Here is a 12,345-nt window from a genome sequence, read left to right as displayed (position 1 = left end):
TCTCAGGCCTTCCCGGAATCGGGTTCCGGGGCCGGCTGCGCGCCGAGCAGCAGGGCGAGGTTGCGCAGCCCGTTCTCCAGGTAGCCGAGGCCGAGCAGCGCGAAGCCGGCGGGCATGACGGCCTGCGGGATCCACAGCGGCGTCTGGGAGGGCTGGATCGAGCGCGAGTCGAAGAGCCAGCTCAGGGAGAGCGTGCCCCAGGTCGCGTCGGCCATGACGGCGCAGACGAAGATGCCGACCAGGGCGCCGGCGACCTCGAAGAGCCGGCGCAGCCGCGGCGTCAGGCGCTGCACCAGGGTCTCGACGGTGAGCATGCGGCCGCTGCGCAGGGCGTAGAGCAGGCAGAGCATGGTGATCCAGGTGAAGAAGTAGCCGCTGTACTCGTCGGAGATCAGCGTCGAGAAGTTGAAGAAGTAGCGGCCCAGGACCTCGACGTTGATCAGCAGCGCCATGGCCACGAGCAGCACGGCGGCGAGGCCGACCAGCAGCAGGGCGAGCCGGTCGAACAGCCGGCCGAACAGGTCCAGATAGCGCATGGCTCTCTCGGCGTGGACGCGACGACAGGATACCCCTCCGCCGGAGTCCGGCGGAGGGGCGCTCCGGCTACTTGCAGGCCGCGGCCACGTCCGCGAGCATCTGCTTCGCGGTGTCGCCGTTCGCGTCGGCCCACTCGCTCCACATCGGCTGGGTGATCTTGCGCAGGCGCGCCTCTTCCTCGGGCGTCGCGTCGCGCAGGGTCATGCCCTTCTCCTTGAGCTTCTCGCGCGCCGTGCGGTCGCCCTCGATCATTGCCTTGCGGTACTCGGCCGGGAAGGTCCTGGCGGTGTCGTCGAGGATCTTCCTGAGGTCGGCCGGCAGCGCCTGGTAGGCGGCGCCGTTCACCGCGGCGACCTGGTGCGCCAGGTTGAAGCTCAGCATGTAGCCGAAGTCGACGACGTCGTAGAACTTCCAGTCGTAGGCCGGCACCGCGGCGGTGAAGGCGCCGTCGACGACGCCGCGCTCGAGCGCCGGGATCACTTCGGCCGGGGTGATGGTCACGCCGGTGCCGCCGAGCAGCTGCATCATCTCGACCTGCTGACGGTTCCAGGCGCGCACCTTGAGGCCCTTGAGCTGGTCGATGCCGGCGACCTGCTTGCGCAGCCAGAGCTGCTGCGGCGGCATGACCCATTGCATCAGCGGGACGACGTGGAACTTCCCGTCCAGCACCTTGTCCAGGTACGGCTTCGCGGCCGCGGCGCCCCTGTCGTAGAACTTGTCGATCGAGGTGCAGACGAAGGGCATGGCGAAGGCGTTGAGCTGCGGCACGTCGCCGGCGACGAAGCCGAGCGCGACGTCGCCCATGTCGACCTGGTGCGAGGCCACCGCCTTCAGCACGTCCTGGGCCTTGTAGGGCAGCTCGCCGGCGGCGAAGACGTCGATCTTGAAGCGGCCGTTGCTGGCCTTCTCGACGGCTTCCGCGAACTGCCGGTGCAGCTGGGTCGGCTTATCGTTGGCGGCGAAGTAGGTGTAGTACTTCCACTCGACCTCGGCCGCGTGACCGGCCTGGGCGGCGAGCGCGATGCCGGCCGCGGCCGCCAGGCCGAGCGCAGCACGCCATGCTCCGATTGTCTTCATCGCTGGACGTCTCCCGTTGCTTCTGGTCCGGAGCGGGCTCCGGAAGGCGTCGGACCGGTGCCGGCCCGCGCCCGCTTCTGTGGGTCCAGGCTCGGTGCAGTTTTGAAAGTTGTCAATAGACTTTGGAGGATTTTGAGATATTTTGCTGCGCATGGGCGAGCGCAGCCGCCAATGTCGTTTCCCTGTTGACGTGTATTGATAGATTTTGAAGGATCAGCGGGGAGGAGATGGAGAGCGAATGGCTGCCCGCATGACCCAGGGGACGAGAAGCCCGCGCGTCGAGCGCATCCCCGCGCAGCGCCAGGCGATGATCCTTGAGCACCTGCAGCAGTCCCAGGCGGCCTCGCTGCAGGAGCTCTCGAAGTCGATCGGCGCCTCGGTCTCGACGATCCGCCGCGACCTCGACGAGCTGCAGGCGCGCGGCTACCTGGAGCGCACCCACGGCGGTGCCGCGCTGTCGTCGGGCGGGCGCGCCAGCTTCGAGGTCGACAGCGCGATCGCCGGCCATATCGCCCGCTCCGAGAAGGAGGCGATCGGCCGTCGGGCCGCAGCGCTGGTCGAGCCCGGCCAGAGCGTGATCTTCGACAGCAGCTCGACGGTGCTGGAGGCGGCGCGGGCCATCGTCGCCCGCGGCCTGCCGATCACCGCCGTGACCAACGACCTCGGCATCGCCCAGCTGCTCGCCGCGAGCCGCAGCGTCCGGCTGATCGTGCCGGGCGGCAGCCTGCGCGCCGGCTCGCCGACCCTGCTCGGCCAGCCGGGCGAGCGCTTCCTCGGCGACCTGCATGCCGACCTGACGCTGCTCGGCGCCCACGGCTTCGACGAGGCGGTGCTGACCGAGACGACGATCGACGCGGTCTCGACCAAGCGCGCGATGATCGCGGCTGCGGCCCGCACGCTGGTGCTGGCCGACAGCAGCAAGGCCGGCATCCGCTCGTTCTGCACGATCTGCCGCTGGTCCGAGGTCGACGGCCTGATCACCGATTCGGCGCTGCCCACCGAACGGCAGCGGGCGCTGCGCGAGCAGGGCCTCGGCATCGAGCTCGCGCGGCCGGAGCCGTCGGCGTGACCGCTCTCCGCCTGATCGCCGACGATCTGACCGGCGCGCTCGACAGCGCGGCGCAGTTCACCGGCGCCGGCGCGCCGGTCACGGTGCTGCTCGATCCCGAGGCGGAGCCGGCGGCCGCCGGCAACCTGGCGATCGACACGGCGACGCGCGACCGGCCGAAGGCGGCCGCGCTGGCGGCGGTCGCGAGCGCCGCGACCCGGCTGCGCGGCGCCGGCCTCGCCTTCAAGAAGATCGACAGCCTGCTGCGCGGGCCCTTTGCCGAGGAACTGGCGCTCTGCCTGGAGCTCGGCGGCTTCCGCAGCTGCATCGTCGCGCCGGCCTTCCCGGCGCAGCACCGGGTGACCCGCGACGGCCGCCAGCTCTGGCGCGCCCCCTCGGGCGCCTGGCAGCCGACGGCCTGCGACCTGACGGCGGCACTGAGCGAGGCCGGACTGGCGCCCCGGCCGGCCGCGCGGCCCGACCGCCTGTCGGGCTCGGGCGTCTTCGTCTGCGACGCCGAGTGCGCCGCCGACCTGGCCGCGATCGCCGCCGCGGGACGTGCGCTCGACGGTCCCCTGCTGTGGTGCGGTTCCGCCGGGCTGGCGGCGGCCCTGGCCGGGCAGCCGGCCGCGCCGGCGGCGCTCGGGCCGCAGCCGCTGCTGCTGGTCGTCGGGTCGCGGCACCCGGTGATGCTGGATCAGCTCGCCCGCCTGCGCGACCTCGACTCCGGGATCACCGTCGCGCTGCCGGAGGGCGATGCCGCGGCGGCGCTCGCCACCCTGGAGCGGCGCCTGCAGCAGGCGGGCAGGGCGCTGGTCACCTTCGAGCTGCCCGACGGCCTGGCCGAGGCCGAGGCGGCCGGGCTGATCGCCGGGCGGCTGCGCGGCCTGGTGCAGCGCTGCCCGCGGCCGGCGAGCCTGTTCGTGTCCGGCGGCGAGACCCTGCGCGCGCTCTGCGAGGCGCTGGCGGTCGAGCGCCTGGAGGTCGTCGGCGAGGTCGCGGCCGGCCTGCCGGCCTCGCGCCTGGTCGGCGGCCGCTGGGACGGCCTGCCGCTGGTCTCGAAATCCGGCGCGTTCGGCGGCCCCGCGCTGCTCGCCGAGCTGATCGGCCAGGCCACGCCGGCGCGCCGGAGTGCCTGACAGCGGAGCGCCCGACAAGCGACGAGAAGGTCCGCGCCGAGCGGCGCGAGAAACAGAGAAGGAAGCAAGGTGAAGACACCGAGAATCGCCGTGACCATGGGCGACCCCGCGGGCATCGGGCCGGAGATCGTCGTCAAGGCCTGCCGCGCCCTGCGCCCGCGCGCCGAGGCCGGGGAGCTGAAGCTGCTGGTCGTCGGCACGGAATCCTGCTTCCGCCGGGCGGCCTCGGCCCTCGGCGTCGCGTGGGAGCTGCCGAGAGTCGAGGCGGCGACGGCCGGCATGCCGGCCCTGGCCCTGCTCGAATCGGCCGTCGCCGAGGGGCCGGTCGTGCCCGGCGAGGTTTCCGCCGAGGCCGGGCGCCTGGCCTATGCCGCGATCGAGCGCTCGGTCGGGTCGGCGCTCGACGGCAGCGTCGAGGCGATCGTCACGGCGCCGATCAGCAAGGAGGCGCTGAACCGGGCCGGCTACGCCTATGCCGGCCACACCGAGCTGCTGGCGGCGCTGACCGGCAGCCGCGATTCCGTGATGATGCTGGCGCACGGCAACATGCGGGTCAGCCACGTCTCGACCCACGTCGCCCTGGCCGAGGTGCCGAAGCGCCTGACGCCGGAGCGGCTCGACCGGGTCATCGAGCTGACCCGGGACACCCTGGCCGACCTCGGCATCGACCGGCCGCGCATCGCCGTCGCCGCGCTCAACCCGCACGCCGGCGAGGGCGGCATGTTCGGCCAGGAGGACAGCAGGGTGACCGTGCCGGCCGTGGCGCGCTGGCGCGAGCGCGGCCTGGAGGTCGAGGGCCCGGTGCCCGGCGACACGGTCTTCGTCAAGCTGCACGCCGGCCAATACGACGCCGTCGTCGCGATGTACCACGACCAGGGCCACATCCCGGTCAAGCTGCTCGGCTTCTCGGTCGATCCGGAGACCGGCGCCTGGGACTCGCTGAGCGGGGTCAACGTCACCCTGGGCCTGCCGATCATCCGCAGCTCGGTCGACCACGGCACGGCCTTCGACATCGCCGGCAAGGGCTTGGCCAACGAGCAGAGCCTGATCGAGGCGATCGACTTCGCGGTCCGGCTCGGCGCGGCAAAGGCGGCGCGGGCGGCTGCCTGAACCGGCTCGGCGAAGCGGCGGCTCAGCCGAAGGGGCCGCGGAACACGACGAAGGCGCCGAGGGCGATGAAGGCGAAGCCGACGACGTGGTTCAGGGTCAGCGCCTCCTTGAGGTAGAAGACCGAGAAGAGCGCGAAGATCGTCAGCGTGACGACCTCCTGGATCGTCTTCAGCTCCGCGCCGTTGTAGACCGAATAGCCGAGCCGGTTCGCCGGCACGGCCAGCCAGTATTCGAAGAAGGCGAGGCCCCAGCTCGAGACCACGACCGCCCAGAGCGGCTGGTCAGTGTAGCGCAGGTGCCCGTACCAGGCAAAGGTCATGAACAGGTTCGAGCCGCAGAGCAGCAGCACCGGCGCGAGGTAGGGCACCAGCTGGGAAAGCGCGGGGGAGAGGCTGGGCATGGCGGGCCTATGGCTGGGGGTCGCGCCGTCATCGGGACACGATTCCGCGGAATAAGCCAGAGACCCCGCAGGCCGGTTCCGTCGAAGCCGCTGCGACCGGAAGCCGCCGGCCGTCCGCTGCCGTGCCTTGACGGGGCAGGTCGCCTGCGGCAAGCCCTGCGGGCGACGGCAGGGAGGACGCGGCGGGCGTGCTGTTCTGGGTCAACAAGCTGGTCTGGTGGCTCGCCAACGCCGAGACACTGCTGCTGCTCGCCCTCTCGCTCGGCGGCCTGCTGGCCTGGCTCGGCCGCGGCCGTTGGCGGCGCCGCGGCGCCCGGCTGCTGGCCGCCGGCATCCTGTTCGCGCTCGCCGTCGCGGTGCTGCCGCTCGACCAGTGGATCCTGGCGCCCCTCGAGCACCGCTTCCCGCCGCCGAAGACGCCGCCCGAGCGGATCGACGGCGCGGTCGTGCTGGGCGGCGGCATCGTCGTCATGATGAGCAGCCAGACCGGCCGGCCGGAACTCAACGAGGCCGGCGATCGTCTTCTGGCCATGATCGAGCTGGCCGAGCGCTATCCCGAGGCGAAGATCGTCTATTCCAGCGGGTCCTATGTGTCCGGCGACCCGAACCATACCGAGGCCGCCTTCGCCGGCGAGCTGGCCGAGGCGGCCGGCCTGCCGGCGGGCCGGATCCTGCTGGAGACGGCCTCGCGCAACACCCACGAGAACGCCATCGAATCCTTCCTGGTCGCCGATCCGCAGCCGGGCCAGCGCTGGCTTCTGGTGACCTCGGCCAAGCACATGCCGCGCGCGGTCGGCAGCTTCCGGGCGGCCGGCTGGGAGGTCGAGGCCTATCCGGTCGACTTCGAGGTCTATCCGGAGGGCACCGGCCTCATGGTCGACTTCGCCAACCGCCTGAAGCGCTTCAACGGCGGCCTCAAGGAATGGATGGGCCTGGTCGGCTACCGACTGCTCGGCTGGACCGACAGCCTGTTCCCGGCGCCGCGTGCGCCGCTGCCGAAGACCTCGCCGGCGGCGCGGCCATGAGGCCGCTTCGCCCGACTCGCGCCCCGTGGCACAAGGGGCCCGCCGCCAAGCCGAAAGGTCGCCGCGCCATGCGCACTGCCCCCTTGCGTTCGTCCCTCCGCCTGCTGCTGTCCGCCGCCCTGCTGCTCGGCCTGCCGGCCTGCGCCTCGCAGAGCATCGCGGCGAGCGACGCCGGGGCCTCGGCGCCCGCCACGGGAGCGGCGCCGAGCGCGCAGGAGCGCCAGGCCTTCGCCACCTGGCTGACCGCGCTGAAGCAGGAGGCGCTCGCCAAGGGCATCTCCCAGGCGACGCTCGACGCCGCCTTCGCCGGCATCGACGCGCCGCTCGAGCAGGTCATCGATCTCGACCGCAAGCAGCCCGAGTTCACCCTGACCTTCTGGGGCTACTTCAAGCGCGCGGTCAGCGACCAGCGCGTGGCGACCGGCCAGCAGCTCTATGCGCAGTACCGGCCGCTGCTCGACCGCATCGAGGCGCAGTACGGCGTGCCGGGCCGCTTCCTGATCGCCTTCTGGGGGCTGGAGACCAACTACGGCCAGAACTTCGGCAGCTATTCGGTCGTCCACGCCCTGGCGACCCTGGCCTTCGACGAGCGGCGCGGCGACTTCTTCCGCTCCGAGCTGCTGACCGCGCTGCGGATCCTGCAGCACGGCGACATCCAGCCGGCGCGCATGGAGGGCTCCTGGGCCGGCGCCATGGGCAACCTGCAGTTCATGCCCTCGACCTTCGAGGCCCACGCCGTCGACTTCGACGGCGACGGCAGGCGCGACATCTGGGGCAGCCTGCCCGACGTCTTCGCCTCGGCCGCGCATTTCCTGCAGGATCTCGGCTGGAAGCGCGGCCAGACCTGGGGCCGCGAGGTGCTGCTGCCCAAGGGCTTCGACTACTCGCTGTCGTCGATCGACACCTACCCGGAGAACAAGCTGCCGCTGTCACAGTGGGCGACGCTCGGCGTGCGCCGGGCGGACGGCGGGCCGCTGCCCCAGGGCCCGGGCATCTCCGACATGAAGGCCGCCCTGCTGCTGCCGGCCGGCTACGACGGCCCGGCCTTCCTGGTCTACGAGAACTACGAGCGGATCCTCGACTGGAACCGCTCGATCCTCTACGCCCTGGCGGTCGGCGTGCTGGCCGACCGGATCGAGGGCGACCCGCCGCTGGTCGCGCAGCCCTCGACGGTCGACCAGCGCCTGAGCCGCGACGAGGTGACCGAGCTGCAGGGCCATCTGGCGCGCCTCGGCTTCGACGTCGGCAGGCCCGACGGCCGGGTCGGGCCGCAGACGCGCGGCGCGATCCGTGCCTACCAGAAGTCGCGCGGCTACCCGCCCGACGCCCTGGCCGACCCGACGCTGCTGAACCGGCTGCGCGCCGACAGCTGACCGGTCACTTGAGCTCCGCGCGCAGGGCGTGGACCGCCTCGGCGCCCAGCGTCTTGGCGCGCATCGCGGCGACCGCGTCCGGGGTCAGCTCGCCGAAGCTCGCCGGCCGCAGCTCGTCGTTGCCCCAGGCCGAGCGGACATAGCCGACGAGCGCGGCGATCTCCCGGTCCGACAGATGGTCGAAGGGCGGCATGACCCCGTCGTAGGCCGTGCCGGCGACCTCGATCCTGCCTTGCAGTCCGTTGAGCACGACCGCGGCCGGGAAGGCCGGGGCGAGATACAGATCGCCGTTGCCGGCGAGCGGCGGGAACTGGCCGGGCACGCCCCGGCCGTCGGCCTGGTGGCAGGCCACGCACTGCTCGCCGAACAGCGTGGCGCCGTCGGCGGTCGTCCCGGCCGGCTCCGTCGCTGCCGGCTGCGCGTCCGGCTTCGGCGGATTGGGGCCGAGGTAGCTGCCCAGATAGGCGACGATCTTGGCGCGCTCCTCGGCCGGGATCCGCAGGCCGAACTGGCGCATGTTGGCGACCACGTCGTCCCAGGCGTCGGCCGGGATGCCGGCCGAGTCGACGAGATACTGGAGGTCGTGGCAGGTCCGGCAGTTGCCGTAGACGAGGTCGCGGTCCGGGCCCTGCGGCAACTCGATCTGCGCCGCCGCCGAGGCGGCGGAGAGAAGCCACAGGCCGAACACGGCCGGAAGCAGGCGGAAGGTTGTCCTGGGCGGCAAGGGGGCGCTCCCGGCTGAAGGACAGGCGTTGCGGAGGGGAAGGGCGGGGGGCGCCGGCCCGGCGCCCCCCCGCAGGCAGTGGCCGTCAGGCGACGGTGAGCTCCAGACGCTCGACGCCGTTCCACTCGTAGCCGCGCGGGTTCCAGCGGGCCAGGCCGTCGATCGGCTGGGTCCGGCCGAGCGCGTCGGTCGCCCGCGACATCAGCACGGCGGCGCCCTTGGCGAGGCTCGCCTTGGCCGACCAGTGATGCCAGGCCCAGGGGCTCTCGGGCGTCTCGATCTCGGCGTTCTGCCAGCTCTTGCCGCCGTCGGCCGAGACCTCGACGCTGGTAATCGGCGCGACGCCGTCGTTGAAGGCGACGCCGGTGATCTCGACCGCCCCGGCCTTCGGATTGTCGTCGGGCAGCGGCGAGAAGATCACGCTCTTGATCGTGTGCCCGTAGGTCGGGACGCTGTTCGACAGGGTGTAGTCGTTGGCGCCGAACTTGCCCGGCTCGACCGGCATGATCGGCATCCGGTAGCCGAGCGACTGATAGGCGCTCGGCGACTGCGCGGCCGCGAACAGCAGGCCGCTCAGCAGCTTGACGTTCATGTTGCCGTAGTAGCCGGGGATGATCAGGCGGACCGGGCCGCCGTGGCAGGCCGGGATCGGCTCGCCGTTCATCTTGAGCGCGATGATGGCGTGGTCGAGCGCCGGGTCGTCGAGGTGATAGCTCTTGGCGAAGTCGGTGCCTTCGGGGGTCGCCGGCTGGTCCCAGCCCTCCGCGGTCAGCCAGGTCGCCTCGCTGCTCGGCACCATCTTCAGCTCGTCGAGGAAGGGCCGCAGCGGCACGCCTTCCCATTTGACGTTGCCCATGCCGCCGTTCTTCCACTGGCCGCCCGCGACCTTCTGCCTGGCGGCGTAGTAGGAGCGGCCGTTGCCGGCGCACTGGATCACCGAGACGCGCTTTTCCTGGCCCATCTTCTCGAGGTCGGCCAGGGTGACGTCGCGCGGCCGTTGCACCAGGCCGTCGACCCGAATCGTCCAGTCCTTCCGGTCCGGGGCGGCGGTCGTCGCGTACCAGGCCGCATTGCCCTCATGGGGGAAATGGAAGCGGCAGAACAGGATCTCCTTCGGTGTGTGCGCGTACTTGCGCAGCAGGGTCAGGGGGGTCTCCATGACCCCGAGCTTGGCATTGTGCACGAGCAGGCCGGGCACCTTGCCCTGGATGATCTCCGCGGAATCCGCTACGGCCTCGGCGAAGGCCGGGGAGACCAGGCGCGAGCCCAGTCCCATGGACAGACCGGCGGCGCCGGCCAGCGCGCCGAAACGGCGCCGGGAAATCTCGAACGAATCGATGGACCTGGACATGGTTCCTCCCTTTCTGGGATGCGCGTCCTGTCCGTGCCGGCCTCTTTCCATCCGTGACGGGGCCCCGGCCGGGGCGCGCACTGCTCCATTGCTGTCCGGCCGGGCCCGTCTAAGCGGCATGGCCCGGCCGTCGCGGTATCTTCCGCTGCGGCCATCATCCGCCCGGGTCCGCCGGCACGGCAAGAACAATTACGGTAAATTGAATATGATGGTCGATGCCGATCGCGCGCAGGCACGGGGAGCGGCGCGACGCCGCGCCGCGCGGGAGTTCGCCGCTTGCGACCCGGGAAAGGCGCCTGTTATGCTACCCGTGGTCAGACCGGGGACAGGATTCCACAATATGTTGCGGCCGCTGACAGTACTGGCCGGTATCGTTGCACTGGCCGGGCTGCTCGGGCTCAGCGCCTGCACGGAGGTCCAGTTCGCCGCGCAGACCGCCAAGGGCATCGCCGGACCGCCGGGCAGCGAGACGATCGGCCGCTACAAGGTCGGCAATCCCTACCAGGTCGCCGGCAAGTGGTACTACCCACAGGTCGACCTGGACTACGACGAGACCGGCATCGCCTCCTGGTACGGTCCCGGCTTCCACGGCGGCGTCACCGCGAACGGCGAGCTCTACGACCAGAACGCCCTGACCGCCGCCCATCCGACCCTGCCGATGCCGAGCCTGGTCGAGGTCACCAACCTCGAGAACGGCCGGGTGCTCAAGGTCCGGATCAACGACCGCGGCCCCTACAAGAACGGCCGGATCATCGACCTCTCGAAGCGTGCCGCCGAGCTGCTCGGCGTCACCCGCCACGGCACGGCCAAGGTGCGCGTCCGCCTGCTGCGCGAGGAGAGCCTGCAGCTCGCCGCGATCGCCCAGGGCAAGTCGCCGGAACTGGTCGCCGAGGCTCAGGCCGCGGCGCCGCCCGCGGTGCCGGTGGTCGACGTCAAGGCCGAGCCCCTGCCGGGCACGACGCCGCCGCCCGCCGCGGTCAAGCCGGAGCCGGCGGTGGCCCGGCCGGTGCAGGCCGAGCCGCTGCCGCTGCCGGACGGCCGGGTGACCCAGACCGCCGTCCTGCCGAGCTCGATCTTCGTCCAGGCCGGCGCCTTCACCGAGTCGGGCAACGCCCAGCGCCTGGCCGGGCGGCTCGGCGGGCTCGGACCGGTCAACGTGGCGCCGGCCAGCGTCAATGGGACGCGATTCTACCGGGTCCAGCTCGGTCCCCTGGCCAGCGTCGACGAGGCTGATATGCTGCTCAACCGGCTGATCGACTCAGGCTTCACCGAGGCCCGGGTCGTCATCCGCTGAGCCGTCGGCCGGCGCCGCCGGGCGCCGGACGCAGAAGAAGAGATGCCAAGCCAACCGCGTGGGGTGATCATGTTTCGTTCCGGCCTTCGTCACGGTCTCTTGCTGCCGCTGTTCCTGCTCGTCCTGGCCGCGGCCGGGCCACGACCGGCAGCGGCCTTCGAGACCGAGGCGCGGGAGGCGATCCTGATCGACCTCAGCACCCATACGGTGCTCTACGCCAAGGACCCCGACCGCCGGATCCCGCCGGCCTCGATGTCGAAGATGATGACCGCCTACATCATCGAGGAGGCGATCGACGCCGGCCACATCTCGCTCGACGACGAGTTCCTGGTCAGCGAGAAGGCCTGGCGCAAGGGCGGCTCCAAGATGTTCGTCAAGGTCGGCAACAAGGTGAAGGTGCGCGACCTGCTGCAGGGCGTGGTCGTGCAGTCCGGCAACGACGCCTCGATCGTGCTGGCCGAAGGCCTGGCCGGCAGCGAGGAGGCCTTCGCCGAGCTGATGAACAAGCACGCCAAGAAGATGGGCCTGACCGGCAGCCATTTCGCCAACGCGACCGGCTGGCCGGACCCCGAGGAATACATGACCGTGCGCGACCTCTCGACCCTGGCCACGCACATCATCGAGGACCATCCCAAGTACTATCCGATCTACTCCGAGACCGAGTTCACCTGGAACGGCATCAAGCAGTCGAACCGCAACCCGCTGCTCTACCGCAACATCGGCGCCGACGGCCTGAAGACCGGCCACACCGAGGAGGCCGGCTACTGCCTGACCGCCTCGGCCGTGCGCAACGGCCGGCGCCTCGTCCTGGTGGTGACCGGCCTGCCCTCGGTCCAGGCGCGCGCCGAGGAAGGCGAGAAGCTGATGGAGTGGGGCTTCCGCGAGTTCGACAAGTACGACCTCGCCAAGGCCGGCGAGACGATCGACAAGGCGCCGGTCTGGCTCGGCACCGAGCCCTACGTGCCGCTGGTGCCGATGGACCCGGTCGCGATCAGCCTGAGCCGCACCGCGCGCCCCGACATGAAGGTCACGGTCAGCTACGACTCGCCGATCCCGGCGCCGATCGCGAAGGGCCAGGAGCTGGCGACCATGACCGTGACCGCGCCCGGCATGGAGCCCAAGAGCTATCCGCTCTATGCCGGCGCCGACGTCGAGAAGCTCGGCTCGGTCGGCCGCATCGTCGCCGCCGCCAAGTACCTCGTCCTGGGCCAGCCCTAGGACGCGCGGGAGCGATTGCGCTTCCGCGGGGCCGGGTGCAGGGTCCGGC

General features: G+C 71.5%; 12 protein-coding genes. 7 read left to right on the top strand and 5 right to left on the bottom strand.

Translation table 11 applies throughout. The features are described from left to right. Positions 1-2 precede the first annotated feature (2 nt). Positions 3-536 (bottom strand): TRAP transporter small permease subunit, encoded by a 534-nt coding sequence (locus B9O00_RS25080; RefSeq protein ID WP_085125484.1) that lies wholly within the window; start codon positions 534-536, stop codon positions 3-5. Positions 537-603: 67 nt separating this feature from the next. Continuing rightward, on the bottom strand, positions 604-1,614 hold the full coding sequence (dctP, locus tag B9O00_RS25075; protein ID WP_159460327.1) for a TRAP transporter substrate-binding protein DctP: 1,011 nt from the start codon (positions 1,612-1,614) through the stop codon (positions 604-606). A 238-nt stretch (positions 1,615-1,852) separates the two neighbouring features. Here dctP and B9O00_RS25070 point away from each other — a divergent pair, with 238 nt between their 5' ends. From B9O00_RS25070 to pdxA, 3 genes are all read left to right on the top strand, one after another. Then, a complete protein-coding gene (locus B9O00_RS25070) occupies positions 1,853-2,683 on the top strand; it encodes a DeoR/GlpR family DNA-binding transcription regulator (protein ID WP_085125482.1) in 831 nt (276 codons plus the stop codon). Continuing rightward, complete coding sequence (locus B9O00_RS25065; protein ID WP_085125481.1) at positions 2,680-3,801, top strand: four-carbon acid sugar kinase family protein; 1,122 nt, start codon at positions 2,680-2,682, stop codon at positions 3,799-3,801. The genes B9O00_RS25070 and B9O00_RS25065 overlap by 4 nt, the downstream gene beginning before the upstream one ends. A gap of 69 nt (positions 3,802-3,870) precedes the next feature. Then, the gene (gene pdxA / locus B9O00_RS25060) at positions 3,871-4,911 is read left to right on the top strand and encodes a 4-hydroxythreonine-4-phosphate dehydrogenase PdxA (protein WP_085125480.1); all 1,041 of its coding nucleotides are present in this window, start codon (positions 3,871-3,873) and stop codon (positions 4,909-4,911) included. Positions 4,912-4,933: 22 nt separating this feature from the next. Here pdxA and B9O00_RS25055 read toward each other — a convergent pair whose 3' ends face one another. Beyond that, positions 4,934-5,311 carry a DMT family protein gene (locus tag B9O00_RS25055; RefSeq protein WP_085125479.1) on the bottom strand — a complete coding sequence of 126 codons (378 nt, stop codon included), beginning with the start codon at positions 5,309-5,311 and terminating at the stop codon, positions 4,934-4,936. Positions 5,312-5,499: 188 nt separating this feature from the next. Here B9O00_RS25055 and B9O00_RS25050 point away from each other — a divergent pair, with 188 nt between their 5' ends. Next, complete coding sequence (locus B9O00_RS25050) at positions 5,500-6,336, top strand: YdcF family protein (protein WP_085125478.1); 837 nt, start codon at positions 5,500-5,502, stop codon at positions 6,334-6,336. An 83-nt stretch (positions 6,337-6,419) separates the two neighbouring features. Beyond that, entirely contained in the window at positions 6,420-7,709 is a 1,290-nt protein-coding gene (locus B9O00_RS25045; RefSeq protein ID WP_089229791.1) for a lytic murein transglycosylase, read from the top strand. Between the two features lie 4 nt (positions 7,710-7,713). Here the strand turns inward: B9O00_RS25045 and B9O00_RS25040 are convergent, their stop codons facing one another. Beyond that, entirely contained in the window at positions 7,714-8,433 is a 720-nt protein-coding gene (locus tag B9O00_RS25040) for a c-type cytochrome (protein ID WP_085125476.1), read from the bottom strand. 85 nt (positions 8,434-8,518) lie between these two features. After that, the gene (locus B9O00_RS25035) at positions 8,519-9,784 is read right to left on the bottom strand and encodes a molybdopterin-dependent oxidoreductase (protein WP_159460326.1); all 1,266 of its coding nucleotides are present in this window, start codon (positions 9,782-9,784) and stop codon (positions 8,519-8,521) included. Positions 9,785-10,124: 340 nt separating this feature from the next. Here B9O00_RS25035 and B9O00_RS25030 point away from each other — a divergent pair, with 340 nt between their 5' ends. Both B9O00_RS25030 and B9O00_RS25025 read left to right on the top strand, forming a co-directional pair. Then, positions 10,125-11,078, top strand: a complete 954-nt coding sequence (locus B9O00_RS25030; protein ID WP_085125474.1) for a septal ring lytic transglycosylase RlpA family protein — start codon at positions 10,125-10,127, stop codon at positions 11,076-11,078. 69 nt (positions 11,079-11,147) lie between these two features. Beyond that, complete coding sequence (locus tag B9O00_RS25025) at positions 11,148-12,296, top strand: D-alanyl-D-alanine carboxypeptidase family protein (RefSeq protein ID WP_159460325.1); 1,149 nt, start codon at positions 11,148-11,150, stop codon at positions 12,294-12,296. The last annotated feature ends 49 nt before the right edge of the window (positions 12,297-12,345 follow it).

The sequence above is a fragment of the Tistlia consotensis USBA 355 genome (genome assembly GCF_900177295.1).
GTDB lineage: Bacteria > Pseudomonadota > Alphaproteobacteria > Kiloniellales > DSM-21159 > Tistlia > Tistlia consotensis.
This window is presented reverse-complemented; position numbering and strand designations above follow the sequence as displayed.

Excerpts from the sequence above, each read along its gene's own strand:
- B9O00_RS25080 (WP_085125484.1), bottom strand. The coding sequence starts at position 536 with ATGCGCTATCTGGACCTGTTCGGCCGGCTGTTCGACCGGCTCGCCCTG.
- dctP (WP_159460327.1), bottom strand. The coding sequence starts at position 1,614 with ATGAAGACAATCGGAGCATGGCGTGCTGCGCTCGGCCTGGCGGCCGCG.
- B9O00_RS25070 (WP_085125482.1), top strand. The coding sequence starts at position 1,853 with ATGGCTGCCCGCATGACCCAGGGGACGAGAAGCCCGCGCGTCGAGCGC.
- B9O00_RS25055 (WP_085125479.1), bottom strand. The coding sequence starts at position 5,311 with ATGCCCAGCCTCTCCCCCGCGCTTTCCCAGCTGGTGCCCTACCTCGCG.
- B9O00_RS25035 (WP_159460326.1), bottom strand. The coding sequence starts at position 9,784 with ATGTCCAGGTCCATCGATTCGTTCGAGATTTCCCGGCGCCGTTTCGGC.
- B9O00_RS25030 (WP_085125474.1), top strand. The coding sequence starts at position 10,125 with ATGTTGCGGCCGCTGACAGTACTGGCCGGTATCGTTGCACTGGCCGGG.
- B9O00_RS25025 (WP_159460325.1), top strand. The coding sequence starts at position 11,148 with ATGTTTCGTTCCGGCCTTCGTCACGGTCTCTTGCTGCCGCTGTTCCTG.